At 66.0% G+C, this 24,520-nt stretch carries 27 protein-coding genes; 21 read left to right on the top strand and 6 right to left on the bottom strand.

Features of this window, described 5'->3' with window-relative positions; all coding sequences use genetic code 11:
* Positions 1 to 4 precede the first annotated feature (4 nt).
* Both cydX and RM190_RS01665 read left to right on the top strand, forming a co-directional pair.
* Entirely contained in the window at positions 5 to 142 is a 138-nt protein-coding gene (cydX, locus tag RM190_RS01670; RefSeq protein ID WP_311757638.1) for a cytochrome bd-I oxidase subunit CydX, read from the top strand.
* Between the two features lie 121 nt (positions 143 to 263).
* A complete protein-coding gene (locus tag RM190_RS01665; protein WP_311757637.1) occupies positions 264 to 1,373 on the top strand; it encodes a pyridoxal phosphate-dependent aminotransferase in 1,110 nt (369 codons plus the stop codon).
* A gap of 65 nt (positions 1,374 to 1,438) precedes the next feature.
* Here the strand turns inward: RM190_RS01665 and RM190_RS01660 are convergent, their stop codons facing one another.
* Complete coding sequence (locus RM190_RS01660) at positions 1,439 to 1,921, bottom strand: Lrp/AsnC family transcriptional regulator (protein WP_311757636.1); 483 nt, start codon at positions 1,919 to 1,921, stop codon at positions 1,439 to 1,441.
* Between the two features lie 124 nt (positions 1,922 to 2,045).
* On the opposite strand from RM190_RS01660, the gene RM190_RS01655 reads away from it, so the two are divergent.
* From RM190_RS01655 to RM190_RS01565, 19 genes are all read left to right on the top strand, one after another.
* The gene (locus RM190_RS01655; RefSeq protein ID WP_311757635.1) at positions 2,046 to 2,375 is read left to right on the top strand and encodes a DUF2849 domain-containing protein; all 330 of its coding nucleotides are present in this window, start codon (positions 2,046 to 2,048) and stop codon (positions 2,373 to 2,375) included.
* Positions 2,368 to 4,023 carry a nitrite/sulfite reductase gene (locus tag RM190_RS01650; RefSeq protein ID WP_311757634.1) on the top strand — a complete coding sequence of 552 codons (1,656 nt, stop codon included), beginning with the start codon at positions 2,368 to 2,370 and terminating at the stop codon, positions 4,021 to 4,023. The genes RM190_RS01655 and RM190_RS01650 overlap by 8 nt, the downstream gene beginning before the upstream one ends.
* Positions 4,016 to 4,747: a phosphoadenylyl-sulfate reductase gene (locus RM190_RS01645; protein ID WP_311757633.1), complete on the top strand. Its 732-nt coding sequence runs from the start codon at positions 4,016 to 4,018 to the stop codon at positions 4,745 to 4,747. The genes RM190_RS01650 and RM190_RS01645 overlap by 8 nt, the downstream gene beginning before the upstream one ends.
* Complete coding sequence (locus RM190_RS01640) at positions 4,744 to 5,115, top strand: DUF934 domain-containing protein (protein WP_311757632.1); 372 nt, start codon at positions 4,744 to 4,746, stop codon at positions 5,113 to 5,115. Before RM190_RS01645 ends, RM190_RS01640 begins: the two co-directional genes overlap by 4 nt.
* A 55-nt stretch (positions 5,116 to 5,170) precedes the next feature.
* Complete coding sequence (locus tag RM190_RS01635) at positions 5,171 to 6,010, top strand: ferredoxin--NADP reductase (protein WP_311757631.1); 840 nt, start codon at positions 5,171 to 5,173, stop codon at positions 6,008 to 6,010.
* 127 nt (positions 6,011 to 6,137) lie between these two features.
* Positions 6,138 to 8,729 (top strand): type I DNA topoisomerase, encoded by a 2,592-nt coding sequence (gene topA, locus RM190_RS01630; RefSeq protein ID WP_311757630.1) that lies wholly within the window; start codon positions 6,138 to 6,140, stop codon positions 8,727 to 8,729.
* A 119-nt stretch (positions 8,730 to 8,848) separates the two neighbouring features.
* A complete protein-coding gene (locus tag RM190_RS01625; RefSeq protein WP_311757629.1) occupies positions 8,849 to 9,553 on the top strand; it encodes a CoA transferase subunit A in 705 nt (234 codons plus the stop codon).
* Positions 9,553 to 10,182 carry a 3-oxoacid CoA-transferase subunit B gene (locus RM190_RS01620; RefSeq protein WP_311757628.1) on the top strand — a complete coding sequence of 210 codons (630 nt, stop codon included), beginning with the start codon at positions 9,553 to 9,555 and terminating at the stop codon, positions 10,180 to 10,182. The genes RM190_RS01625 and RM190_RS01620 overlap by 1 nt, the downstream gene beginning before the upstream one ends.
* A gap of 98 nt (positions 10,183 to 10,280) precedes the next feature.
* Positions 10,281 to 10,853 carry a hypothetical protein gene (locus tag RM190_RS01615; RefSeq protein WP_311757627.1) on the top strand — a complete coding sequence of 191 codons (573 nt, stop codon included), beginning with the start codon at positions 10,281 to 10,283 and terminating at the stop codon, positions 10,851 to 10,853.
* 11 nt (positions 10,854 to 10,864) lie between these two features.
* Entirely contained in the window at positions 10,865 to 11,269 is a 405-nt protein-coding gene (gene ybgC, locus RM190_RS01610) for a tol-pal system-associated acyl-CoA thioesterase (RefSeq protein ID WP_311757626.1), read from the top strand.
* A gap of 98 nt (positions 11,270 to 11,367) precedes the next feature.
* Positions 11,368 to 12,063, top strand: coding sequence for a protein TolQ (tolQ, locus tag RM190_RS01605; RefSeq protein ID WP_311757816.1), 696 nt, complete (start codon positions 11,368 to 11,370; stop codon positions 12,061 to 12,063).
* Positions 12,063 to 12,533, top strand: coding sequence for an ExbD/TolR family protein (locus tag RM190_RS01600; protein WP_311757625.1), 471 nt, complete (start codon positions 12,063 to 12,065; stop codon positions 12,531 to 12,533). Before tolQ ends, RM190_RS01600 begins: the two co-directional genes overlap by 1 nt.
* A gap of 4 nt (positions 12,534 to 12,537) precedes the next feature.
* A complete protein-coding gene (locus RM190_RS01595; RefSeq protein WP_311757624.1) occupies positions 12,538 to 14,124 on the top strand; it encodes a protein TolA in 1,587 nt (528 codons plus the stop codon).
* 60 nt (positions 14,125 to 14,184) lie between these two features.
* Positions 14,185 to 15,519, top strand: a complete 1,335-nt coding sequence (tolB, locus tag RM190_RS01590) for a Tol-Pal system beta propeller repeat protein TolB (RefSeq protein WP_390907805.1) — start codon at positions 14,185 to 14,187, stop codon at positions 15,517 to 15,519.
* Positions 15,520 to 15,540: 21 nt separating this feature from the next.
* Positions 15,541 to 16,050 (top strand): peptidoglycan-associated lipoprotein Pal, encoded by a 510-nt coding sequence (pal, locus tag RM190_RS01585; RefSeq protein WP_311757623.1) that lies wholly within the window; start codon positions 15,541 to 15,543, stop codon positions 16,048 to 16,050.
* On the top strand, positions 16,050 to 17,042 hold the full coding sequence (locus RM190_RS01580) for a tetratricopeptide repeat protein (RefSeq protein ID WP_311757622.1): 993 nt from the start codon (positions 16,050 to 16,052) through the stop codon (positions 17,040 to 17,042). Before pal ends, RM190_RS01580 begins: the two co-directional genes overlap by 1 nt.
* On the top strand, positions 17,032 to 18,321 hold the full coding sequence (gene tilS / locus RM190_RS01575) for a tRNA lysidine(34) synthetase TilS (protein ID WP_311757621.1): 1,290 nt from the start codon (positions 17,032 to 17,034) through the stop codon (positions 18,319 to 18,321). The genes RM190_RS01580 and tilS overlap by 11 nt, the downstream gene beginning before the upstream one ends.
* Before the next feature lie 60 nt (positions 18,322 to 18,381).
* On the top strand, positions 18,382 to 20,286 hold the full coding sequence (gene ftsH, locus RM190_RS01570; protein WP_311757814.1) for an ATP-dependent zinc metalloprotease FtsH: 1,905 nt from the start codon (positions 18,382 to 18,384) through the stop codon (positions 20,284 to 20,286).
* A gap of 333 nt (positions 20,287 to 20,619) precedes the next feature.
* Entirely contained in the window at positions 20,620 to 20,943 is a 324-nt protein-coding gene (locus RM190_RS01565) for a chorismate mutase (protein WP_311757620.1), read from the top strand.
* On the opposite strand, the gene RM190_RS01560 is transcribed toward RM190_RS01565, so the two are convergent.
* From RM190_RS01560 to ruvC, 5 genes are read right to left on the bottom strand one after another with little or no spacing between them, the layout of a single operon-like run.
* Positions 20,940 to 21,350, bottom strand: coding sequence for a PaaI family thioesterase (locus tag RM190_RS01560; protein ID WP_311757619.1), 411 nt, complete (start codon positions 21,348 to 21,350; stop codon positions 20,940 to 20,942). The genes RM190_RS01565 and RM190_RS01560 overlap by 4 nt on opposite strands.
* The gene (gene ruvB, locus RM190_RS01555) at positions 21,343 to 22,368 is read right to left on the bottom strand and encodes a Holliday junction branch migration DNA helicase RuvB (protein ID WP_311757618.1); all 1,026 of its coding nucleotides are present in this window, start codon (positions 22,366 to 22,368) and stop codon (positions 21,343 to 21,345) included. The genes RM190_RS01560 and ruvB overlap by 8 nt, the downstream gene beginning before the upstream one ends.
* The gene (gene htpX, locus RM190_RS01550) at positions 22,365 to 23,309 is read right to left on the bottom strand and encodes a zinc metalloprotease HtpX (protein ID WP_311757813.1); all 945 of its coding nucleotides are present in this window, start codon (positions 23,307 to 23,309) and stop codon (positions 22,365 to 22,367) included. The genes ruvB and htpX overlap by 4 nt, the downstream gene beginning before the upstream one ends.
* An 11-nt stretch (positions 23,310 to 23,320) precedes the next feature.
* Positions 23,321 to 23,995 carry a Holliday junction branch migration protein RuvA gene (gene ruvA / locus RM190_RS01545; protein WP_311757617.1) on the bottom strand — a complete coding sequence of 225 codons (675 nt, stop codon included), beginning with the start codon at positions 23,993 to 23,995 and terminating at the stop codon, positions 23,321 to 23,323.
* Positions 23,996 to 24,005: 10 nt separating this feature from the next.
* Complete coding sequence (gene ruvC / locus RM190_RS01540; RefSeq protein ID WP_311757616.1) at positions 24,006 to 24,500, bottom strand: crossover junction endodeoxyribonuclease RuvC; 495 nt, start codon at positions 24,498 to 24,500, stop codon at positions 24,006 to 24,008.
* Positions 24,501 to 24,520: the final 20 nt, after the last annotated feature.

The following is a 24,520-nucleotide window of genomic DNA, read 5'->3' as shown; positions in this document are numbered from 1 at the left end:
TGCGATGTGGTATTTCGCCTGGATCCTGGGATTGCCGCTGGCCGCGGGCTTTGCGGTCCTGAACGCGATGTGGCTGGAAATGGACGAGGATCGCCGCCTGATCCGGCACGGTGCGCGCGAGAGGTCGGGGCCCGAAGGCTGAACCTGCACCTGCGATCGGCGTTGAAGGGGTATTTGAGAAACGGTGAAGCCATGCCGCAGGGGGCGGGCCGCGCCGTTCGCGCCCCTTGCACCCGCGGGCCAATTGAGGTTCTGGTTTCGCCATGACACGCCTTCGCTTTGCCCCGATCCCCGCCAGCCTTCCCGCCTCTGTTCCCTTCACCGGCCCCGAAACGCTGGAGCGCCGCCGGGGGGCCGCGTTCCGTGCCAGGCTGGGCGCGAACGAGAACGGGTTTGGCCCCTCGCCCCTGGCGGTCCAGGCGATGGCGCGTGCCGCTGCCGAAGTCTGGAAATACGGCGATCCCGACAGCCATGACCTGCGCGCCGCGCTGGCCGAACTGCATGGCATTGATCCTGGCCAGATCATGTTGGGCGAGGGGATCGACGGGCTGCTGGGTCTTCTGGTCCGGCTGACGGTTGCACCGGACGAGATCGTGGTGACTTCGGACGGGGCCTATCCGACCTTCAATTACCACGTGGCGGGGTTCGGCGGGCGGCTGCACAAGGTGTCCTATCGTGGCGATGCCGAGGATCCGGACGCGCTGGTCGCCGCTGCGCATGACGCGGGGGCGCGGCTGGCCTATTTCGCCAATCCCGACAATCCGATGGGCAGCTGGCATTCCGGAGCGACGATCCTGGCGATGCTGGATCGCCTGCCGGCAGGAACGCTGCTGGTCCTGGACGAGGCCTACGCCGAATTTGCGCCCGAAGATGCCATTCCCCGCATCGATCCCGAGGATGACCGCGTCATCCGCATGCGCACGTTCTCGAAAGCCTATGGCATGGCGGGCGCACGTGTCGGCTATGCCATCGGCCCGCGCGAACTTATCGCGGGTTTCGACCGGATCCGTAACCATTTCGGGATCAACCGCACCGCACAGATCGGGGCCCTGGCTGCGTTGCAGGACAAGGCCTGGCTGGAACTGACCCGCGCCAATGTCGCCGCTGCCCGCTTGCGGATCGCCGGGATTGCGCAAGACAACGGATTGTCGGCGCTGCCTTCGGCCACCAATTTCGTCGCCATCGATTGCGGGCGTGATGGAAGCTTCGCCCGTGCCGTGCTGTCGGCGCTTGAGGCACAGGGCATCTTTGCACGGATGCCCGGTGTCGCGCCGATGGACCGTTGCATCCGCATCTCTTGCGGGCCGGAAGCCGAGCTGGCAGCCTTCGCCGAGGCGCTTCCCCTGGCACTGACGCGCGCGCGCACCGCCTGACGCGCGCCGGCCTGCGCGCTTCACCGTTTTTCCAAATACCCCCGCGGCGCTTGCAGTCGCGCGGGTCAGTCGAGCGGCAATGAGGTCGTCGCCTTCAGTTCTTCCATCGAGAGAAGCGCGGTGACGTTGTGGATCTTCACCTCGGAAATCAGCGCCTGATAGAAGCGGTCATAGGCGCGCGCATTCCGGACCCGGACCTTCAGGATATAGTCGATATCGCCGGCCAGCCGGTGTGCCTCGATCACCTCGGGGCGGGCGCGCACGGCGGTCAGAAATTTCCGCGCCCAATCCGGGTCATGTTCGCTGGTTCGGATCAGGACAAAGAAACACGCGTCCAGCCCCAGTGAATCCGGATCAAGCAGCGCGACCTGCCCGCGGATCACCCCCGCCTCGCGCAGCTTGCGAATCCGGTTCCAGACCGGGGTCTTGGAGGCGCCCACGCGGGCCGCGATATCGTCCAGCGACAGGGTGGCATCCTCCTGCAGAAGGGACAGGATTTTACGATCCGTGTCGTCCAGCCGGACCGGAGTTTGTCTGTCTTGGCTCATCGCGAAATTTGGTCCTGTTTGCATGGCTGGTTACTGGAAACGGTTTCTTATTTTTCTGCCCCACTCGTCAATATGGGGGAGAATTTTCTATATAAGACAGACCCAATCCGAAAGGCAAAAGGCCATGTCCAAGACCTTCACCCCCACGCAAGCACGACCCGCCGTCATCACCGCGAATGATCTGCGCATGGGCCATTGCGTCTGGATGAGTGACGGTGGCTGGACCGCCGATCCGCGCGAGGCGCAGCTTTTCGAGGACGAGGCCATCGCCGATCTCGCCCTGCTGGACGCGATCGGGCAGGCGAGCATCGTCGTTGGCCCCTATCTGGCCGAGGCGAAGCGCGGCGCAGATGGCCGCCCCGAGCCGACCCATTTCCGCGAGGCTTTCCGTCGCCGCGGTCCGTCCAACTATTTCCATGGCAAGCAAGCCGATCTCGAGGCCAGCAATGTTTGATGCCCGTCCCCAGCACAACGAATATCTGCGCCACCGGGCGCAGCAGTTCCGCCAGCAGGTCGAGCGCCGCCTGGACGGCAGCCTCACCGAGGACGAGTTCCGACCGCTGCGCCTGATGAACGGGGTCTATCTGCAGCTTCACGCCTATATGCTGCGCGTGGCGATCCCCTATGGCACGATCAGCCCCGACCAGATGCGTACGCTGGCCCTGCTGGCCGGGAAATGGGACAAAGGCTATGGCCATTGGACCACGCGGCAGAACATCCAGTACAACTGGCCGAAGCTGGTGGACATTCCGGACATGCTGGATGCGCTGGCCGATGCCGGGCTGCACGCGATCCAGACCTCGGGGAACACCATCCGCAACGTCACGACCGACGCCTATGCCGGCGCGGCCGCCGACGAGGTCATCGATCCGCGCCCCTATGCAGAGCTGCTGCGCGCCTGGTCCACCGATCACGCCGAATTCCAGTTCCTGCCGCGCAAGTTCAAGATCGCCATTTCCGGCGGCGAAAAGGACCGCGCCGTCATCGCAGCCCACGATATCGGCCTGCGCCTGCGCCGCAACGAGCAGGGTGAGCTGGGCTTCCAGGTCTGGATCGGCGGCGGCCTTGGCCGGACCCCGATCCTGGGTCAGGTCGTGCGCGAGTTCCTGCCCGAGGGTGATCTGCTTCCCTACGTCGAGGCGATCATCTCGGCCTACAACCTGTCGGGCCGTCGCGACAACAAGTACAAGGCCCGCATCAAGATCACCGTCGCCGAGCGCGGACTTGACGTCATGCGGGACGAGATCGAGGCGGAATTCCTGAACCGTCGCTCGACCTTCACCGGCGCCGATCAGGAGCTTCTGGCCGAGTTCAAGGCCGTTTTCTCGCCCCCCGCCTTCCGCAATGAGGAAGATGGCGATTTCGAAGCGCAGCGCGCTGCAAATCCGGGTTTCCGCAGCTGGACGGATACCAACCTTTCGGCCCACAAGGCACCGGGCTATGCCAGCGCGATGGTGACCTTCAAGGCGCCGGGCCAGACGCCGGGCGACGCCTCGGCCGAACAGATGCGCCTGCTGGCGGACCTGGCCGAGCGTTACGGCCATCACGACCTGCGCGTCAGCCATGACCAGAACATCGTCCTGCCGCATGTCCACAAGTCGGACCTGTATGCGCTTTACCAAGAGCTGAAGGCAGCGGGGCTGGCGACTGCGAATGCCGGGCTGATCAGCGATATCGTGGCCTGCCCGGGCATGGATTACTGCGCCCTTGCCACCGCGCGTTCGATCCCGATCGCACAAGAAATCGCGGATCATTTCCGCGCCCGTGACATCGAAGACGAGATCGGGAAGATCGACATCCGCATCTCGGGCTGCATCAACGCCTGCGGCCACCACCATCTGGGCCATATCGGCATTCTCGGCCTGGACCGTGCCGGTGTCGAGAATTACCAGATCACGCTGGGCGGAGACGGCTACGACATTCCCGCCATCGGCCAGAAGCCCGGCGCGGGCTTCCCGGCCGAGGAGGTGGTGGGCGCCATCGACCGCCTGATCGATACCTATCTGGACCTGCGCGACTCGGCCGAGGAACGCTTCATCGACGCCTATCGTCGCGTAGGGGCAGCTCCGTTCAAGGCGGCGCTGTATCCGGCCGATGCTTGATGGAAGCCTGGACGATCGCGCGGCGCTTCTGAACGACCGCTACAAGCATCACGCCGCGACCGAGGTGTTGCGGCGTGCCCTCAACGACCCCGATCTGGGCCGGGTGACGCTGGTGTCGTCCTTCGGTTCGGAATCGGTGGTGCTGCTGCACATGGTCTCGGTCGTGGCGCCGGGCACGCCGGTCCTGTTCATCGACACGCAGATGCTGTTCCAGGAGACGCTGGATTATCAGCTTGAGGTCACCGAACGGTTGAAGCTGACCGATGTGCGCGTCGTCCGTGCGACCGAACGCGAGGTCGCGCTGAACGATCCCGACGGCACGCTGCACCAGTTCAGCACCGATGCCTGCTGCAACTTCCGCAAGACTGTCCCGCTTGAACGCGAGCTGGGCAAGTTCGATGCCTGGATCACCGGGCGCAAACGGTTCCAGGGTGGCGAGCGCCAGCAGCTGGAGTTCTTCGAGGCCGAGCCTCCGGCCCGGTTGCGGATCAACCCGCTGGCCCATTGGCGGTCCGAGGACGTTCAGGACTATTTGGCCGAAAACAACCTGCCGCGGCATCCGCTGGTCTCCAAGGGCTTTGCCTCGATCGGCTGCGCCCCCTGCACCTCGCCGGTGAAGCCGGGCGAAGACCCGCGGGCCGGTCGCTGGCGTGGCAGCCAGAAGACCGAGTGCGGCATCCATTTCATCGGCGGGCGCATGGTCCGCGCAGGAGCGACTTCATGAGCGATTTCTATCTGGTCCGCGATGACGGCTTCCACCCCGATGACGGGGCCGAGCCTGTCGTGCTGGCGCCCGATGTTGATCCGGCGACGCTGGATGACTATCTGGACCACGATCTTCTTGCGATCGAGTTCCCCTCGTTCAGCGATGGACGCGGCTTTTCGCTGGCGCGCATCCTGCGCGAAAAGGGCTACAAGGGGCGGCTGCGCGCCGTTGGCGGGATGATTTCGGACCAATATGCCATGGCGCGCCGCGTCGGTTTCGACGAGGTGCGGATCTCAGCGGCCCTGGCGGCTCGCCAGCCGCAAGAACAGTGGCTGTACCGCGCCGACTGGCAGCAATGGGATCACCGTTCGCGCCTTGCCGGCTGAGCTTGCCGGGGTTTTCCCCGGCTTCCTGATGACCTAGATAGACCGGGACCCTGATATGACACTGGATCTCTCCGTGGCCGATGTTGCCGTGAAACCCGCCAAGACCCTGCCTGATGCCCAGACCGTCACCTCGGTCCAGCATTGGAGCGATACGCTGTTTTCGTTCCGCGTGACGCGTCCCGCCAGCCTGCGTTTCCGTTCGGGCGAGTTCGTGATGATCGGTCTGCCGGGCGACAACGGCAAGCCGATCCTGCGCGCCTATTCCATTGCCTCGCCCAATTGGGATGATGAGCTGGAATTCTATTCGATCAAGGTGCCGGACGGGCCGCTGACCTCGAAGCTGCAACTGATCGAGCCGGGCGACGAAATCATCCTGCGTCCGAAGCCGGTCGGCACGCTGGTGCTGGACGCGCTGCTGCCGGGCAAGCGGATGTGGTTCCTGGCCACCGGGACCGGGCTTGCGCCCTTTGCCAGCCTGATGCGCGACCCGGAAACCTATGAGCGTTACGAGCAGGTCATCATGATGCATACCTGCCGCACCGCCGAGGAGCTGACCTATGGTCGCGAGCTGGTCGAGAACCTGAAGCATGACCCGCTGCTGGGCGAGATCTATGGCGAGGATTTCGCCAACCGGCTGCTGTATTACCCGACCACCACCCGCGAAGAGAGCCCCTTCATGGGCCGGATCACCGACAACCTGACCTCGGGCAAGGTGTTCGAGGATCTGGGTCTGCCGCCCATGGATATTGCCAATGACCGCGCGATGGTCTGCGGCAGCCTGGCTTTCAACGTCGACGTGAAAGCGGTGCTGGAAGGCTTTGGCCTGACCGAGGGCGCCAACAGCGATCCCAAGGAGTTCGTGGTCGAAAAGGCCTTTGTCGGCGACGGCGTCTGAGGCGGCTGCCGGGGGTTTCACACCCCCGGACCCCCGTGGGGTATTTTTGAAACGATGAATGCCCGGCGTTGACACTGCGCCGGGCTATGCTCATTTTTCCGGCCCGAATCATCTCGAAGGATTATCCATGCCTGTCGTCGTCGTCGAATCTCCGGCCAAGGCCAAGACGATCAACAAGTATCTGGGCGACGACTATACGGTTCTGGCGTCCTTCGGGCATGTCCGCGACCTGCCGCCCAAGGATGGCAGCGTCGATCCGGAAGCCGATTTCGCGATGAAATGGGAAGTTGCGTCGGAGTCGAAGAAACACGTCAAGGCGATCAAGGATGCCTTGGCATCCGATCCGAACCTGATCCTTGCCACCGACCCCGATCGCGAGGGCGAGGCGATTTCCTGGCACCTGCTGGAGACGCTGGCACCCGCGCTGAAGAAGGGCGCCGGGGTCAGCCGCGTCACCTTCAACGCGATCACCAAGAACGCCGTGACCGAGGCGATGGCCAACCCGCGCCAGATCGACCAGCCGCTGGTCGATGCCTATCTGGCGCGCCGCGCGCTGGACTATCTGGTCGGCTTCAACCTGTCCCCGGTGCTGTGGCGCAAACTGCCCGGCGCGAAATCGGCCGGTCGGGTGCAATCGGTCGCGCTGCGCGTCATCGTCGACCGCGAGATGGAGATCGAGGCGTTCCGGGCCCGCGAATACTGGTCGGTCCATGCCAAGCTGGCGACCCCGCGCGGCGACCAGTTCGACGCGACACTGACCGTCTATGGCGGCAGGAAGCTGGAGCGTTTCGACATCGCCACCGAGAAGGATGCGATGCTGGCGGTTTCGGCCATTGCCGCGCGCGACCTGAACGTGACAAGCGTCACTGCCAAGCCCGCCAGCCGCAATCCCTGGCCGCCCTTCATGACCTCGACCTTGCAGCAGGAGGCCAGCCGCAAGCTGGGCATGGGTGCCAAGGCCTGCATGTCGGCGGCGCAGAGGCTGTATGAGGCCGGCCATATCACCTATATGCGGACCGATGGCATCGACATGGCCCCCGAGGCGGTGATGGCCGCCCGCGATGCGATCAAGAAGCGGTTCGGTGAGGAGTACCTGCCGAAATCGCCGCGCATGTACAAGAACAAGGCCAAGAACGCCCAGGAAGCCCATGAATGCATCCGGCCGACGGACATGTTCATGTCGCCGGACAAGCTGCCGGTGGCCGAGAAGGACCAGAAGGCGCTTTATGACCTGATCTGGAAGCGCACCATTGCCAGCCAGATGGAATCGGCGCGGATGGAGCGCACGACCGTCGAGATTGCGTCGGCCGACGCGCAGGTCGGTCTGCGGGCCAATGGCCAGGTCATGATGTTCGACGGCTTCCTGAAGGTCTACGATCAGGGCCGCGACGACGAGGAAGACGAGGACAGCCGCCGTCTGCCGCTGATCAAGGAAGGCGAAAAGGCCGACAAGCGCTCGGTCAGCCCCGAGCAGCATTTCACCCAGGCGCCCCCCCGCTATACCGAGGCGACGCTGGTCAAGCGCATGGAAGAGCTGGGGATCGGCCGGCCGTCGACCTATGCCAGCATCGTGACCACCATTCAGGACCGCGACTACGTCCGCAAGGAGCAGAACCGCCTGATCCCCGAGGACAAGGGACGGCTGGTCACGATCTTCCTGCTGAAATATTTCCCGCGCTATGTCAGCTATGACTTCACCTCGAGCCTTGAGGGCGAGCTTGACGACATTTCGTCGGGTGAGCGCGCCTATCGCGAGGTGCTGCGCCGTTTCTGGAAGGACTTCACCGCGGCGCTGGAAGGGACCAGCGAGCTGCGCATCAGTGAGGTGCTGGAGGCGATCGACGAGGCGCTGGCACCGCATCTTTATCCGCCGCGCGCCGATGGTGGCGATCCCCGCGAATGCCCGCTTTGCCACAAGGGCAGGCTGCATCTGAAAACGGCGCGGTCGGGCGGGGCCTTCATCGGCTGCACGAACTATCCCGAGTGCCGCTTCACCCGCCCGATCAGCAGCCCCGAGGGTGAGGTCGTCGGCGATACGGTGCTGGGCGAGGATAAGGGCGACGAGATCAGCCTGAAGAACGGCCGCTTCGGCCCCTATGTCCAGCGTGGCGAGGCCACGGCCGAAGTGCCGAAGCCGCCGCGGGCCTCGATCCCCAAGGGCTGGGAAATCGCCTCGATCGATCTCGAGCGCGCGCTGGCGCTGCTGGCGCTGCCGCGCGAGATCGGGCCGCATCCCGAGGATGGCGTCGCTGTCGAGGCCGGGATCGGCCGCTATGGTCCCTATGTGAAGCACGGGTCGAAATATGCGAACCTGCCCGAGGTGGACGAGGTTTTCACCATCGGCATGAACCGCGCGGTCGAGGTACTTGCCAGCAAGCAGGTGCGTGGTCGCGCCGCCGCCGCCGCGCCGCTGGCGGAACTGGGCGAGCATCCCGAAGGCGGGCCGATCCAGGTGCTGAGCGGGCGCTATGGGCCTTATGTCAAATGGGGCAAGGTCAATGCGACCCTGCCACGCGACCTGGAGCCGGGTTCCGTCACGCTGGAGCGCGCACTGGAACTGATTGCCGAAAAGGCATCCAAATCCGGCAAGAAACCGGCGAAGAAGGCGGCGGCCAAGGCTGAAAAGCCCGCCACGAAGAAGCCTGCGGCCAAGAAACCCGCGGCCAAGAAGCCCGCCGCGAAGAAGGCCGCGCCCAAGGCGAAGCCTGCCGACGAATAGAAGCCCGATATCGTGGCATCCCGCGGACGGTTGCATATGCAACCGTCACGCGGCGGTGCGGCGCGTTGACTCCGGCACGCAAGCCCGCCAAAAATTTCCGGGCATTGGCGGAGGAGCGGATGAAGAAGATCTATGGCAGCGCGACTGAGGCGCTGGACGGGGTCCTGAAGGACGGAATGCTGATCGCCGCGGGGGGCTTTGGCCTGTGCGGCATCCCCGAACTTCTGATCGGGGCGATCCACGAGGCGGGAACGAAGGATCTGACCGTCGCCAGCAACAATTGCGGCGTCGACGGGTTCGGCTTGGGCATCCTGCTGGACAGCCGCCAGATCCGGAAGATGATCTCGTCCTATGTCGGCGAGAACGCGGAATTCATGCGCCAGTACCTGTCGGGTGAGCTTGAGCTTGAATTCAACCCCCAGGGCACGCTGGCCGAACGGATGCGGGCGGGTGGCGCGGGCATTCCCGGCTTCTACACCCGGACCGGCGTCGGCACGGTGATCGCCGAGGGCAAGGAGCACAAGGATTTCGACGGCGAAACCTATATCCTTGAACGCGGGATCATCGCCGATCTTGCCATCGTCAAGGGCTGGAAGGCCGACGAATCCGGCAATGTGGTGTTCCGCAAGACCGCGCGCAACTTCAACGTGCCCGCGGCGAAATGCGGGCGGGTCTGCATCGTCGAGGTCGAGGAGATCGTGCCCACCGGCAGCCTTGATCCCGATGCGATCCATCTGCCCGGCATCTATGTCCATCGCCTGATCCAAGGGCAGCACGAAAAGCGCATCGAACAGCGCACGACCCGAAAAAAGGAGACCGCGTGATGCCCTGGGACCGCAACCAGATGGCGGCGCGGGCCGCGCAGGAACTGCAGGACGGCTGGTACGTGAACCTTGGCATCGGTATCCCGACGCTGGTCGCGAATTATATCCCCGAGGGGGTCCACGTGACCCTGCAATCCGAAAACGGGATGCTGGGGATCGGGCCGTTTCCTTTCGAGGGCGAGGAAGATCCCGATCTGATCAACGCGGGCAAGCAGACCGTGACCGCACTGCCGCAGACCGCCTTCTTCGACAGCGCGGAAAGCTTTGCCATGATCCGGGGCGGCAAGATCGCAATGGCGATCCTTGGCGCGATGGAAGTGGCCGAGAATGGCGATCTGGCAAACTGGATGATCCCCGGCAAGCTGGTCAAGGGCATGGGCGGTGCGATGGACCTGGTCGCGGGCGTCAAGCGCGTGGTCGTGGTCATGGACCACACCAACAAGGCAGGCGAATCGAAGGTGCTGCGCGAATGCACGCTGCCCCTGACCGGCAAGGGCGTCGTCAACCGCATCATCAGCAACCTTGGCGTGCTGGATGTCGTCCCGGGCGGGCTGCGGATCGTCGAACTGGCGGATGGCGTCACCGAGGACGAGCTGCGGGCGGCAACCGAGGCCACGATCGTCGGTTGAGTTTCGCAGGGATCGGCATTAGGGGCTTTCAGCCCCTCTTGCGGCCCTGCCGCAATTCAACCCCGAGGGTATTTGGAAAAGGATGATGAGGGACCGTGGTGCTTGATCCCGACCAGATCGCCGGGCTGTTCACCCGTGACGGGCGCTTTCTTTGCGCGCGCTGGGGACGGCCGGTCGTCCCGGTGATCTTCGGTCTTGCCGACGAGACGCTGGACATCTTTCGCGCCGTGACCCGCGCCGCGCTGGCCCATGCCGGTCATCCCATGGCCGAGACCGATCCCGAGATGGGCGCGAACATGCTGTCCTTTTTCGTGCGCGACTGGCAGGAGCTGGCGGATATGCCGGATCTTGAGCGGCTGACTGGGCAGGGCGAGCTTGTCGAGCGGCTGACCACCCAGGCCGCGGACCAGTACCGCATCTTCCGGTTTGATGCCGATGGTGGGATCAGGGCCTGCATGAACTTTGTGAACATGGGTGGGGGGCTGGCAGAAGCGCACCCCGCCGGGCTGGCCGAGACGATGGTGATGCGTTCGCTGCTGACCTTTGCGCGGGATGTGGAACCTTCGCGGCAGGTCGCTGACCTGATCCGCGCCGCCTATGATCCGGCGCTGCCGGTGGTTGCGCGCGATGCGTCGCACGCGCTGCGTCTGGCCGCGCGGCTGCCTGTCTGAGGATTGTCCCGATGCACAGCTTTCCCATCCGCGTCTATTACGAGGATACCGACCTTGCCGGGATCGTCTATTACGCGAACTATCTGCGCTTCATCGAACGCGGCCGCAGCGAGTGGTTGCGCGCGCTGGGGATAGACCAGGTTGGCCTGAAGCAGCGGGGCATGGTCTTTGTCGTGCGCCGGATCGAGGCCGATTACATCTCTCCAGCGCGGTTCGACGATGTGCTGGAGGTTGTCTCGACCCTGAACGATTGCGGCGCGGCGCGCATCTCGATGTGCCAGAAGGTGATGCGGGACGGGGCAGTGCTGTTCAAGGCGGTGGTGACGCTCGTCTGCATCAACGATGCCGGACGGCCTGTCCGGATTCCCGCCGACATCGCCGCGGTCTTTCCCGGTGATGCAAAGGGCTGCATCTGACGCAGAATTGACGCTGTTGGGGTTTGTCTGTTGCGGGCATTCTGGTAATCGACGCCAGAAGCCGCGGCGCAGCGGTGCAAAAAGCACAGGCCTATTTCATGGAACAAATCGTCGGAGCCGGTCAGCCGGTCGACTTTTCACTGATCGCTCTTTTCGCGCGCGCGTCGCTGACCGTCCAGATCGTCATGATCATGCTGATTCTGGCCTCGTTCTGGGCCTGGGCGATCATCATCCAGAAATTCATCAGCTTTGCTGCCGCCAAGCGCGAAGCTGGGCGGTTCGACCGTGCCTTCTGGTCGGGCCAGCCGCTTGACGAATTGTTCGACCGTGTCGGAGAGGAGCCTTCGGGCGCGTCCGAGCGGATCTTCGCAGCGGGCATGACCGAATGGCGCCGCAGCCACCGCGACGATGGCGGGCTGATCGCCGGTGCGACGGCGCGGATCGACCGCGCGATGAACGTCGCGATCAACCGCGAGAATGACCGCCTGACCCGCGGGCTGCCCTTCCTTGCGACCGTCGGGTCGACCGCGCCCTTCATCGGGCTGTTCGGTACCGTCTGGGGGATCAAGACCGCCTTCGAGGAAATCGCGATTTCGCAGAATACCTCGCTGGCCGTTGTCGCCCCCGGCATCGCCGAGGCGCTGGTCGCGACCGCCTTGGGCCTGTTGGCCGCGATCCCGGCGGTCATCTTCTACAACAAGCTCAGCGCCGATTCCGACCGCATCGTCGGGAACTACGAATCCTTCTCGGATGAGTTCTCGACCATCCTGTCGCGCCAGCTGGAAGACGACTGATGGGGGCCGGGGTCGTCAAGCGCAGCAGCCGCGGGCGCAGGGGGCGCGGCAAGTCCCAGCCCATGGCCGAAATCAACGTCACGCCCTTCGTGGACGTGATGCTGGTGCTGCTGATCATCTTCATGGTCGCCGCGCCGCTGCTGACCGTGGGCGTTCCGCTGGAGCTGCCCAAGACTGCCGCGCAATCGGTGCCCGCCGAGCCTGAGGAGCCGCTGTCGGTTTCCGTCACGCCCGAGGGTCCGATCATGGTCATGACCACCGAGGTTCCCGAGGATGAGCTGGTCACGCGCTTGCGTGCCGTGGCCGAAGAGCGCCAGAGCGACAAGATCTATCTGCGCGCCGACGGCTCGATCCCCTATGCCCGCATCATGGAGGTGATGGGGGCGTTGAACGCGGCTGGCTTCAACAACATCGTGCTGGTGACGGATTCGGGCGGGCCCCGGATGGACGGCCAGAACCCCGAAGGCTGACGCCATGGATCGCGCCGATCGCATCGGCTATTGGGTTTCGGGCGTCGCGCATGTCGGCCTGCTGGGCTTTGCGATCGTGGGCGGGGCGCTGTTCCGTCCGCAACCGCATGACGCGATTCGCATGGCCGAGGTCTCGACCATGTCCGAGGCCGAATTCCAGGCCCTGGCCTCGGCGGCCGAGGGAAGTGCCCCCCTTGCCGATCTGGCCGAGTCCACCCCGGCCCAGCCGCGCCCGCCCGCTGACGAGGTGGTGACCGGTGCGCCCGAAGCGCAAAGCCCGCCCGCGCCAGTTTCGGATGCGGCCGAGCTGACGGCCCCCGCCGAACGACCCGAGGCGCAACCCGATCTGTCGGATCTTCAGGATCAGGCCCGACCCGTCGCGGTCGCGACTCTGGCACCGCAGCCGAACCAGCCCGCAGCGTCCGACGATCCGGCCGCGCTTCCGGAAGATGCCTCGCGTCCGAACCCGTCGCGCGAAGCGGCGCAACCACAGGCTCCGGCCCCGATTCCTCAGCGTTCGGTGGATGCGCCGATTGCGGCGTCGCGTCCGAACGGCCGCCCGCAGGGTGTGACCGATGCGGCCCGTGCCCGTCAGGAAGCCGCCGAGGCCGCGCGTCAGCGCGAGCAGGTGCTGGCACGCGAGGCGGCTGAAGCCGCCGCCGCCGAAGCCGCGGCCAAGCGACGCGAGGAAGCAGCCGAACGCCGTGCCGCCGAGGAGCGCGCGCAGGAAGAACGCCGCGAGGCCGCCGAGCGTCGCGAAGAGGCAGAGGCCGCCCGCAAGGCCGCCGAGGCCGACGCGCGCGCGCGCCGTCAGGCCGCAGCCGAGGCCGCCGAAGCTGCCGAAGAGAAAGCCGCAGAGGAAAAGGCCGCTGCCGAGAAACGTGCGGCCGAGAAAAAGGCGGCCGCCAAGGCTGCAGAAGAAAAGGCTGCCGCGGACAAGGCCGCAGCCGCGAAGGCGGCTGCCGAGAAAGCAGAGGCCGAGAAAGCCGCTGCAGAGAAGGCCGAGGCCGAAAAGCGCGAAGCTGCCGCCAAGGCAAAGAAAGAGGCCGAGAAAAAGGCCGCCGCCGAAAAGGCCGCCGAGGAAAAACGCGCCGCCGAGAAGAAGGAAGCCGAAGAGGCCGCCGCTGCGGCCAAGGCCAAGGAAAAGGCCGAGGCCGAGCGCAAGGCCGCGGATGCGGCCGCGAAGAAGGCGGCACAGGCCGAGGCCAAGAAGGACAAGGAAGGCGCCGCCGGTACGGGCGGGGGCGGTGCGGCGGCCAGTGGCCCACCGCTGAACCAAGGCGAAAAGGACGGCTTCCGCGTCGCGGTCGAGGCGTGCTGGAACATTGGCTCGCTGTCCAGCGAGGCATCACGGACCAAGGTCTCGGTGCAGTTCTCGATGTCGCCGGACGGCCGGGTCGAGGCGAATTCGCTGAAGATGATCGACCATTCCGGCGGGTCGGACGCGGCGGCGAAACAGGCCTATGAGGCGGCGCGGCGCGCCATTCTGCGCTGCCAGAAGGACGGCTATCCGCTGCCTTCCGAGAAATATAACCGTTGGAAGACAACGATCATTGACTTCAACCCTGGTGGTGGGGCTCGCATCCAGTGACGGTGGAAAGCAGCCGACCGACCCGATATTCTGCAACCAGACCTTCAGAGGCGATACATGTTGCGTAAATTCCTGACGACCTCCGTCATGGCTCCGGTCATGATCCTGGCCAGCTTTGGCCTTGCCGCGCCGGTTCTGGCACAGGACGGGCCCCTGCGGATCGAGATCACCGACGGCGTGGTCGAACCGATGCCCTTCGCCATTGCCAAGTTCCATGACGAGGGCGGCGCGGGCGAATATCTTGCGCAGGTGCAGAACCTGATCGCGGCGGACCTGACCGGCACCGGTCTGTTCCGCGAGATCCCGGCCAGCGCCCATATTGCGCGCCCCGAAAGCTTTGACGCACCGGTCTCCTATGAGGACTGGAAGGCGATCAATGCGCAGGCGCTGGTGACGGGCGCGGTGCGTGTCGAAGGTGGCAAGGTGATCGTCAAGTTCCGCCTGTTCGACGTCTTCGCGGGCCAGCCCCTGGGCGACGGGATGCAGTTCGACGCCTCGACCGGCAACTGGCGGCGCGCGGCGCACAAGGCGGCGGACCAGGTCTATGCCCGCCTGACGGGCGAAGGCCCCTATTTCGACAGCCGTGTCGCCTTTGTCCAGGAAAGCGGTCCCAAGGACGCCCGCCGCAAACGGCTGGGCGTGATGGATTACGACGGGGCCAACATCAAATGGCTGACCGATGATTCCACGCTGGTGCTGAAGCCGCGCTTCTCGCCCGACGGCTCGCGCCTGCTTTACACCAGCTATGCCAGCGGCTTCCCGCAGGCGATGCTGATGGACGTCAATTCGCTGGGCGTGCGGGCGCTGGCGGGCGAACAGGGCACGATGAGCTTCTCGCCGCGCTTCTCGCCCGACGGGCGCTGGATCGTCTATTCGCTGGAGAAGAACGGCAATACCGACATCTACCAGATGGATGCCGGCAGCGGCGCGCAGCGCCCGCTGACGAACGCGCCCTCGATCGAGACCTCGCCAAGCTTCAGCCCCGATGGCAAGCAGATCGTCTTTGAAAGCGACCGCTCGGGCGTGCCGCAGCTTTACATCATGTCGGCCAATGGCGGCGACGCCAAGCGCATCAGCTTTGGCGAGGGCCGCTATGGCACGCCGGTCTGGTCGCCGCGCGGGGACATGATCGCCTTTACCCGGCAGGTGGGCGGAAAATTCCACATCGGAGTCATGCGAACCGATGGATCGGAAGAAAAAATGCTGACAGAATCGTTCCTTGACGAGGGCCCGACTTGGGCCCCCAATGGGCGCGTCGTGATGTTCACGCGCGTCACTCCGGGCGGCGACGGCGAACCTCGCCTGCACTCGGTCGATATCACCGGGCGGAACATGCGCCCGGTCAAGTTGAATGGCGCGGCCTCGGATCCCGACTGGGGTCCGTTGCTGCCGTAACCGCGGGAACGGGACAGGATGATGAAGACTTTCGTGAAAATTGCCGCCATCGGCGCGATGCTGACCATGGCGGCCTGTTCGCGCCCGGCCCAGCAGGGGGCGATGGTGAACGACCCCTATGCGAACATGGGCGCAGGCGGGGTCGGGACCGGCGTGCTGCCCGGCACGGCCGAGCATTTCAAGGCGGTGGCGGGCGATACCGTCCTGTTCCCGGTCGACCAGTCGACGCTGACCCCCGAGGCGCGCACGATCCTGGCCAACCAGGCCGGCTGGCTGAACCAGAACCAGGGCTTCTCGGCGCTGATCGAGGGGCACGCGGATGAGCAGGGGACGCGGGAATACAACCTGGCCCTTGGCGCGCGGCGTGCGAACTCGGTCCAGGAATACATGATCTCGCAAGGCGTGGCTTCGGGTCGCCTGCGCACGGTCAGCTATGGCAAAGAGCGTCCGCTTGCCGTCTGCTCGACCGAGGATTGCTATGCCAAGAACCGCCGCGCGGTGACCGTGGTCAGCCCAGGGGCGGGCATGTGATGGGCCGCCTTCGGGGCATGATGCTTGCGGCGGGGCTGGTGCTGGCCGCGCTGCCCGCCGCGGCGCAGGACAAGCAAAGCCTGGCCGACATCCGCGCCGAGCTGAACCAGCTGACCGCCGACCTTCAGGGGCTGCGCGGCGAGCTGGTCGCCTCGGGCCCGGCGGGCTTTGCCGCGGCGGGCGGCGACAGCGCCATCGACCGCATGAACACGATGGAGGCGCGTCTTCAGCAACTGACCGGCCAGACCGAGCAGTTGCAGAACCGCGTCGACCGCATCGTCAAGGACGGCACCAGCCGCATCGGCGACATCGAGTTCCGGCTTTGCGAAATGGAGGAGGGCTGCGACCTTGGCAGCCTGACCACACCGACACTGGGCGAGCAGAGCGGCGCCTCGTCGCCCATGCCATCCTCGGACCGGGGCGGCGCGCTGACCGGTCCGGCCACCAAGCTCCCCTCGGCCGGGGTCGCCACCGCGGCGGAACGGGCCGATTTTGACCGGGCCCGGGAGGTGCTCGGTCAAGGTGACTTTCGTCGTGCTGCGGACCTCTTCGCGGCCGTCGCCGAAACCCATGCTGGCGGTCCACTGACCGCCGAGGCGCTGTTCCTGCGGGGGGCGGCGCTGGATTCTGCGGGCGATCTGTCCGGGGCAGGAATCGCCTGGCTTGAAAGCTTCGCTGCCAATCCGAACGGGCCGCAGGCGCCCGATTCCCTTCTGGGCCTGTCCCGCGCCATGAGCGCCAAGGGTGGCCCGCAGGAAGGTTGCTTCTATCTTCAGGAAATCCTGGCCCGCTTCCCCGATGCCCCGCAAGCGGCCGAGGCGGAAAAGCGGATCGCCGATGCGCAATGCGCCGCCGTGACCGAAGGCGCGGCCCAGCCCGATGCCGGCATGGGTGCCGAGCCGGGCGTCGACTTGGGTGCCGACATGAATGACGCGACCGATCCGGCCATGATGGACCCGGAAGAGGCGGCGGACATGGCCGATGGGATGTGATCCCGCAGGCCCTTGCGACGAAGACCCCGACCCCACGACCGACGACCCCGTCACGCGCAGGGTCCACGCTGCCCTTGACCGGCTGGCGGGCGACATGTCGCGCCTTGGCATCGCGCTTTCCGGCGGGGGCGATTCGACTGCGCTGCTGCATCTTGCGCAGGGCTGGGCGCGGGGCCGTTGCCTGATGGCCGCGACCATCGATCATGGCCTGCGCCCCGAATCCACGGCCGAGGCGGCGGGGGCGGGCCGCGCGGCGGCAGCTCTGGGGATAGACCATGCGACCCTTTCCTGGCAGCGGGGGCCCGCTTCCGGCAACCTGATGGCCGCGGCGCGGGATGCCCGCCTGCGGCTGCTTTCCGACTGGGCGGCGCAGAACCGGCTGGACGCGGTCCTGTTGGGGCATACGCTGGACGATCAGGCGGAAACCGTGCTGATGCGGCTGGCTCGGGGCGCGGGCGTCGACGGGCTGGCTGGCATGTCCGCAAGCCGCCGCGCAAACGGCACGGTCTGGTTGCGGCCGATGCTGGCCGTCTCGCGCGCCGAGTTGCGCGACTGGCTGACCGCCCGGGGCATCGGCTGGGTTGATGATCCGTCGAACGAGAATGCCGATTATGACCGTGTCCGCATTCGCAAGGCGGTTGAGGCCCTTGGCCTGCCCGCCGCGCGGATTGCCCAATCGGCGGCGAATCTGGCAAGCGCGCGGGATGCCCTGCAAGACGTGGCTGCGGCTGCGGCATCCGGTGCCGAGATTCGCAATGGCAGCCTTTATCTGCCCTGGACGCCCTTTCGCCGTGCGCCGCAAGAAGTCAGGCGGCGACTAATTGTCGCGGGGCTGCGTCTTGTCGGCGGCGCCGACTACCCGCCGCGGCGCGAGGCCGTTCTGCGCGCCCTGACCGCCATCCTGACGGGGGCGAGGGCCACGCTGGAGGGCGCGATCGCCGAGCCGGCAGGCGACTGGCTGCGGATCATGCGTGAGCCTGTGGCAGCGGCCCGTGGGGCGCCGGGCGTGCCGGATGCGCAGGGGGAATGCCGCTGGGACGGGCGCTGGCTTCTGTCCGGCCTCTGCGCCGACCAGCAGGTCCGTGCGCTGGGATACGATCCCTTGCCGGGGCTGAAATGGCGGCTGTCAGGCCTTGCCCGCGACGAGGCCGCAGCCAGCCCCGGCATTTGGAAAGGGGCCCAACTGATCGCCGCACCGCTGCTGGAATCGCGGGCGGAAATGACCGCAAGACCGCTTGCCGGCGTCCCAGAGTTCATGGCTTTGCTGTATACTCATTGAACCTGACGCCGGAATCCCTATTTTCAGGCCAAAGCCTGTCTACCCGTGGAGGATATGCCTTTGGGCAACGCGCGCAATATCGCCTTCTGGGTGGTGCTGTTCCTGATGATTCTGGCGCTGTTCAACCTGTTCAGCGACGGCTCGTCGCAGATGAACAGCCGCCAGATCAGCTATTCCGACTTCATCCAGCGGGTCGACAAGGACGAGGTGAACGCCGTCACGATTGACGGTGAAACCATCGGCATCACCGCCAAGGACGGCAAACAATACTCGACCGTCCGCCCGCAAGGCGAGGAAATCGCCGACCGCCTGATCGACAAGGGCGTCGAAGTCCGCGTCGAACGCCAGCAACAATCCGGCTTCATGTCGCTTCTGGGCGTCTGGCTGCCGTTCCTGCTGCTGATCGGCGTCTGGATCTTCTTCATGAACCGCATGCAGGGCGGCGGCAAAGGCGGCGCGATGGGCTTCGGCAAATCGCGGGCCAAGCTGCTGACCGAGAAGCATGGCCGCGTGACCTTTGACGATGTCGCAGGCATCGACGAGGCCAAGGAAGAGCTGGAAGAGATCGTCGAATTCCTGCGCAACCCGCAGAAATTCAGCCGCCTGGGCGGCAAGATCCCGAAAGGCGCGCTGCTGGTCGGTCCGCCCGGCACCGGCAAGACGCTGCTCGCCCGCGCCATTGCGGGTGAGGCGGGCGTGCCCTTCTTCACCATCTCGGGCTCGGACTTCGTCGAAATGTTCGTCGGCGTCGGCGCCAGCCGTGTCCGCGACATGTTCGAGCAGGCCAAGAAATCGGCCCCCTGCATCGTCTTCATCGACGAGATCGACGCCGTGGGCCGTGCCCGTGGCGTGGGCATCGGCGGGGGCAATGACGAGCGTGAGCAGACCCTGAACCAGCTTCTGGTCGAGATGGACGGATTTGACGCGAACGAAGGCGTCATCATCATCGCCGCGACCAACCGCAAGGACGTGCTGGACCCCGCGCTGCTGCGCCCCGGCCGCTTCGACCGCCAGATCTATGTCCCGAACCCGGACATCAAGGGGCGCGAGAAGATCCTGGCCGTTCACAGCCGCAAGGTGCCGGTCGGCCCCGATGTCGACCTGCGCATCATCGCACGCGGCACGCCCGGCTTCTCGGGCGCGGACCTGATGAACCTCGTGAACGAAGCCGCGCTGATGGCCGCGCGCCTGGGCCGTCGCTTCGTCGCGATGGAGGATTTCGAGAATGCCAAGGACAAGGTAATGCTGGGCGTCGAACGCCGCAGCATGGTCCTGACGCCCGAGCAGAAGGAAAAGACCGCCTATCACGAGGCCGGCCACGCCATCGTCGGGCTGAGCCTGCCGAAATGCGACCCTGTCTACAAGGCGACGATCATTCCGCGCGGTGGCGCGTTGGGGATGGTGGTCTCGCTGCCCGAGATGGACCGGCTGAACTACCACAAGGACGAGGCCAAGCAGAAGCTGGCCATGACCATGGCGGGCAAGGCGGCCGAGATCATCAAGTACGGGGAAGAGGGCGTCTCGAACGGCCCGGCGGGCGACATCCAGCAGGCGAGCCAGCTTGCGCGCGCCATGGTGATGCGCTGGGGCATGTCGGACAAGGTCGGCAATATCGACTATGCCGAGGCGCATGAGGGCTATTCGGGCAATACCGGCGGCTTCTCGGTTTCTGCAGCGACCAAGGAACTGATCGAGCAGGAAGTCCATGACCTGATCGAACAGGGCTATCAGGACGCCTATCGGATCCTGACCGAGAAGACCGAGGAATTCGAGCGCATGGCCAAGGGGCTGCTGGAATACGAGACCCTGACTGGCGAGGATATCGGAAAGATCATCCGGGGCGAGACTTTGGGCGGGGACGACGATACGCCCGGCTCTTCGATCCCGTCGGTCACCTCGATCCCGCGCGCGGGCGTAACGGCGGGACCGGCCGACGCCACCCCGGCACCCCAGCCGCAGGGCTGAGATCTGCGATCACCTGAAACGAAAAACCCCCGACCTGTTGGCCGGGGGTTTTGCATGTGTCCGGTCAGAGTCCGACCGCGATCAAAGCACCAGAAGCGCCACTGCGCCCAGTGCGATGCTGAGGCCGAAACCGATATTGATCGCAATACTTGCTGCCTTCATCGGTCTCCTCCTTCTTGGACGGGGGCCTGTTTCCCCCGGTCCAGATCAACCCTGACGCGTGGCGAGCGTTCCCCGGCCCGGCGGAAATGCGCCGTTCCGCATGGCAGCGGGGCCACAGTCAGGCATCATGCACGTTTGCGGCGGCGGGGCGTTCCGGCGTAAAAGCACGGCATGAACCCGACCGAACCGAAGCTTTCGCCCGATTCCCAGATGCCCGCGCTGCGCCGCCGGATCGACGCGCTGGACGCGCGGCTGATCGCGCTGCTGGCCGAGCGGTCGCGCCTGATCGATCAGGCCGCGCGCATCAAGACCCGTGAACACCTGCCCGCCCGGATCGACAGCCGGGTCGAGGAGGTTGCGGCAAATGCCCGTCGCCTTGCCACGCAGGAGGGGCTGGATCCCGGCCTTGCCGACGCGCTGTGGCGCCTGATGATGGAGCATTTCATCGCGCAGGAGGATCGTGTCCTGTCCGCTCCGCCCGGTGCCGAAGGCTAGACCGGGATCATCGTCCCCTGCAGCATCGCGACATGCTTTCGGGTGCCGTTGCTGACGGCCCAGACATCGGCGGCCACGACCATGATGCGGCGGCCGGGGCGGATGACCCGCCCCTCGGCCTCAAGCCGGTCCCCAATGGCCGGGGACATCAGGTTGATCTTCATTTCGACCGTCATCACCTCGGCACCCTCGGGCATCAGGCTGAGCGCGGAATAGCCCGCGGCGGAATCTCCGATGCTGAAGGCCAGCCCCGCATGGCCGGCCCCGTGCTGCTGAAGCGATCCGGGCAGGATCGGCGCATGGATGACGACCCGGCCCGGCGCAATCTCGGCCAAGGTCGCGCCCAGAGTGAGCATCATGCTTTGGCGGTCGAAGCTGTCGCGGATGCGGGTTTCGACCTCAGTCATCAAACAGGCTGTCCTGCATCCGTGGTGCGTCCAGCCCCAGATGCCGCCAGCCCAGCCGCGCCAGCATCCTTCCACGCGGGGTGCGGCTGACCAGCCCCTGCTGCATCAGGAAGGGCTCGATGACCTCTTCGATGGCGTCGCGGCTTTCGGACAGGGCGGCGGACAAGGTTTCAACACCGACCGGGCCGCCCCCGTAATGTTCGGCCATCAGCGTCAGGTAACGGCGGTCGGCGCTGTCCAGCCCGATATGATCGACGCCCAGCCGGGTCAGGGCGCTGTCCGCAATCTCTCGTGTCAGGCGGCCGTCACCCTCGACCAGGGCAAAGTCGATCACCCGGCGCAGCAGGCGGCCCGCGATCCGCGGCGTGCCGCGCGCGCGTTTTGCAATTTCGCGCGTGCCGGCCGGTTCTGAAGGGATGCCCATCAGCCGCGCGCCGCGGGTGACGATCAGGTCAAGCTCATCGATGGTATAGAATTGCAGCCGCGTCGGAATGCCGAAGCGGTCGCGCAGCGGCGTCGTCAGAAGGCCAAGCCGCGTTGTCGCCCCGACCAGGGTAAAGGGCTGAAGCTCGATCCGGACGGTGCGGGCGGCGGGACCCTCGCCGATCACGAGGTCCAGCTCGAAATCCTCCATCGCGGGATACAGGACTTCCTCGACCGCCGGGTTCATCCGGTGGATTTCGTCGATGAACAGGACGTCCCGCGCCTCGAGGTTGGTCAGGATCGCGGCAAGATCGCCCGCGCGGGCCAGGACCGGCCCCGAGGTCATCTTGAAATTCACGCCCAATTCGCGCGCCATGATCTGCGCCAGCGTGGTCTTGCCCAGCCCCGGAGGCCCATGGAACAGCGTGTGGTCCATCGCCTTTCCGCGCATCCGGGCGCTTTCGATGAAGACGCGCAGGTTCGCGCGCGCCTCGGCCTGCCCGACGAAATCGGACAGCATCTGCGGACGCAGCGCGCGATCCTCGCCATCCGTTTCCATCGGTTCGGGGCGCAGCATTGGATCGGGCTGCATCATCCCTTGCCCCAGGGCCCGGAATCGGGGCCACCGCTGGGCGGGATCCGCGACCGGACCGGCTGGGCGTCAGCCCAGGGGGCGCTGCCACCCTGTCCGCCGCGGCCCGCCATCTCGCGCAGGCGGGCGATCCGATCCTCGGTTGCGGGGTGGGTGGCGAACAGGCGGTCCATCCGCAGCGCGTGAAGCGGGTTCACGATGAACATGCTGGCCGAGGCGGGGTTTCGCTCGGCCGGGATGTTCACGACCTGACCTGCCGCGCGCGAGATCTTTGCCAGCGCACCGGCCAGCGCCAGGGGCTGGCCGCAGATCTGCGCCCCGGTCCGATCAGCCTCGTATTCGCGGGTGCGCGAGATCGCCATCTGCACCAGGCCCGCAGCGATCGGGGCGAAGACCATGGCAAGGATCGCCGCCAGCCCGCCACCGCGGTTGTCGTTGCGTCCGCCGAACAGGCCCGAGAACATCAGCATGTTGCCCAGCATCGCGATGGCCCCGGCCATCGTGGCGGTCACGGTCATCGTCAGCGTGTCGCGATGCTTGATATGGGCAAGCTCGTGGGCGATCACGCCGGCCAGTTCGTCGCGGTCAAGGACGCGCATGATGCCCTGCGTCACGGCGACGGCAGCGTTCTGGGGATTGCGGCCGGTGGCGAATGCGTTGGGCTGGTCGGTCTGCAGGACATAGACCTTGGGCATGGGCAGGTTCGCCCGTTGCGCCAGTCCGGCCACCATGTCGATCAGTTCCGGGGCCTGCTGGCGCGTGACCAGCATCGCGCCCTGCTGGCGCAGCACCGCCTTGTCGCTGTTCCACCAGGCCCACATGTTGCCCGCGCCAGCGATGACCAGCGCGATCACCGCACCGCCCGTCCCGCCCAGCAGATAGCCCATGCCCATGACCAGTGCGGTCATCGCGGCCATCAGGATGAATGTGCGCAGGTTCCCCATCATGCCCGACCTCATTCCTTCGGAGCCAGAAGCCTCAGCGAGGCGCGGATCAACGCCGCTGTGGTGGCGCCCGGTTCCCGGCCCTGGGCCTCGGCCACCGCGCCCGCCGCCTCGGACGGAGCATAGCCCAGATTGGACAGCGCAGACAGCGCATCCGCCGTTGCCTGCGCATTGCCGTCGATGCGCGGGGCGGGGGCGGTTCGTGTCGCGGCGGGGGACTCGACCACTTCGGAATCGGGCAGGGGACCCGGATCGACGGTCAGGCTGCCGCCAAGCGCCATGATCGCGGGGGCCTTGTCCTTCAGCTCCATCGTGATCCGCTGGGCAAGCTTCGGCCCGACACCCGGCGCCTTGCGCAAGGCCGACCAGTCGCCAAGCGCCAGCGCGCGCGACAGACCCTCGGCCGAGAGCGTGCCAAGGATCGCAAGCGAGACCTTGGCGCCCACCCCCTGGACCGAGGTCAGCAGACGGTGCCATTCCTTTTCCAGCAGCGTCGGAAAGCCGAAAAGCTGAAGCAGATCCTCGCGCACCAGAAGTTCGGTATAAAGCGCGGTCGCCTGTCCGGCGGGGGGCAGGCTGGCTGCCGTCCGTTCGCTCACATGGACGATATAGCCAACGCCGCGCACGTCGATCAGGACATGGTCCTGCGCCCGGTGCAGGATGATCCCGGCGATGCGTCCGATCATATGCTGTTCCTCATGCCTTGATCTTGATGCGGAGCGCGCGGCCCTGCAAGTGATGGGCGTGACAAATTGCCACGGCCAGCGCGTCGGCGGCGTCCGGTCCGGCAAATTCGACGCCGGGCAGCATGAAGCGCACCATATGCTGGATCTGTTCCTTGGCGGCGTGGCCGACCCCAACGACGCTTTTCTTGACGGCATTCGGGGCGTATTCGCCGATCTCGATCCCCGCGGCCGCCGGGGCCAGCAGCGCGATGCCGCGCGCCTGACCCAGCTTCAGCGTGCCCACGGCGTCCTTGTTGACGAAGGTCTGTTCGACCGCGGCGGCGTCGGGCGCGTGCTGGGTCAGCACTTCGCAAAGGCCGCGATACAGCACGGCCAGTCGCGGCCCCAGATCGCCCGCATCGCTATGGATGATGCCGTTCGCCAGATGCCGCAGGCGCGGGCCATCGACGTCGATCACGCCCCAGCCCATGTTCCGCAAGCCCGGATCAATGCCGATAATCTTCATGCCTGTCCCGATTTTTCCCC

It is taken from the genome of Paracoccus broussonetiae, from assembly GCF_031854425.1.
Taxonomy (GTDB): domain Bacteria; phylum Pseudomonadota; class Alphaproteobacteria; order Rhodobacterales; family Rhodobacteraceae; genus Paracoccus; species Paracoccus broussonetiae.
The sequence above is the reverse complement of the archived record's forward strand: the minus strand, read 5'-3'. Positions and strand labels throughout refer to the sequence as shown.

Bases quoted from the DNA above. Each gene is read 5' to 3' on its own strand.
- cydX (WP_311757638.1), top strand. From the start codon at position 5: ATGTGGTATTTCGCCTGGATCCTGGGATTGCCGCTGGCCGCGGGCTTT.
- RM190_RS01665 (WP_311757637.1), top strand. From the start codon at position 264: ATGACACGCCTTCGCTTTGCCCCGATCCCCGCCAGCCTTCCCGCCTCT.
- RM190_RS01660 (WP_311757636.1), bottom strand. From the start codon at position 1,921: ATGAGCCAAGACAGACAAACTCCGGTCCGGCTGGACGACACGGATCGT.
- RM190_RS01655 (WP_311757635.1), top strand. From the start codon at position 2,046: ATGTCCAAGACCTTCACCCCCACGCAAGCACGACCCGCCGTCATCACC.
- RM190_RS01650 (WP_311757634.1), top strand. From the start codon at position 2,368: ATGTTTGATGCCCGTCCCCAGCACAACGAATATCTGCGCCACCGGGCG.
- RM190_RS01645 (WP_311757633.1), top strand. From the start codon at position 4,016: ATGCTTGATGGAAGCCTGGACGATCGCGCGGCGCTTCTGAACGACCGC.
- RM190_RS01640 (WP_311757632.1), top strand. From the start codon at position 4,744: ATGAGCGATTTCTATCTGGTCCGCGATGACGGCTTCCACCCCGATGAC.
- RM190_RS01635 (WP_311757631.1), top strand. From the start codon at position 5,171: ATGACACTGGATCTCTCCGTGGCCGATGTTGCCGTGAAACCCGCCAAG.
- topA (WP_311757630.1), top strand. From the start codon at position 6,138: ATGCCTGTCGTCGTCGTCGAATCTCCGGCCAAGGCCAAGACGATCAAC.
- RM190_RS01625 (WP_311757629.1), top strand. From the start codon at position 8,849: ATGAAGAAGATCTATGGCAGCGCGACTGAGGCGCTGGACGGGGTCCTG.
- RM190_RS01620 (WP_311757628.1), top strand. From the start codon at position 9,553: ATGCCCTGGGACCGCAACCAGATGGCGGCGCGGGCCGCGCAGGAACTG.
- ybgC (WP_311757626.1), top strand. From the start codon at position 10,865: ATGCACAGCTTTCCCATCCGCGTCTATTACGAGGATACCGACCTTGCC.
- tolQ (WP_311757816.1), top strand. From the start codon at position 11,368: ATGGAACAAATCGTCGGAGCCGGTCAGCCGGTCGACTTTTCACTGATC.
- RM190_RS01600 (WP_311757625.1), top strand. From the start codon at position 12,063: ATGGGGGCCGGGGTCGTCAAGCGCAGCAGCCGCGGGCGCAGGGGGCGC.
- RM190_RS01595 (WP_311757624.1), top strand. From the start codon at position 12,538: ATGGATCGCGCCGATCGCATCGGCTATTGGGTTTCGGGCGTCGCGCAT.
- pal (WP_311757623.1), top strand. From the start codon at position 15,541: ATGAAGACTTTCGTGAAAATTGCCGCCATCGGCGCGATGCTGACCATG.
- RM190_RS01580 (WP_311757622.1), top strand. From the start codon at position 16,050: ATGGGCCGCCTTCGGGGCATGATGCTTGCGGCGGGGCTGGTGCTGGCC.
- tilS (WP_311757621.1), top strand. From the start codon at position 17,032: ATGGGATGTGATCCCGCAGGCCCTTGCGACGAAGACCCCGACCCCACG.
- RM190_RS01565 (WP_311757620.1), top strand. From the start codon at position 20,620: ATGAACCCGACCGAACCGAAGCTTTCGCCCGATTCCCAGATGCCCGCG.
- RM190_RS01560 (WP_311757619.1), bottom strand. From the start codon at position 21,350: ATGACTGAGGTCGAAACCCGCATCCGCGACAGCTTCGACCGCCAAAGC.
- ruvB (WP_311757618.1), bottom strand. From the start codon at position 22,368: ATGATGCAGCCCGATCCAATGCTGCGCCCCGAACCGATGGAAACGGAT.
- htpX (WP_311757813.1), bottom strand. From the start codon at position 23,309: ATGGGGAACCTGCGCACATTCATCCTGATGGCCGCGATGACCGCACTG.
- ruvA (WP_311757617.1), bottom strand. From the start codon at position 23,995: ATGATCGGACGCATCGCCGGGATCATCCTGCACCGGGCGCAGGACCAT.
- ruvC (WP_311757616.1), bottom strand. From the start codon at position 24,500: ATGAAGATTATCGGCATTGATCCGGGCTTGCGGAACATGGGCTGGGGC.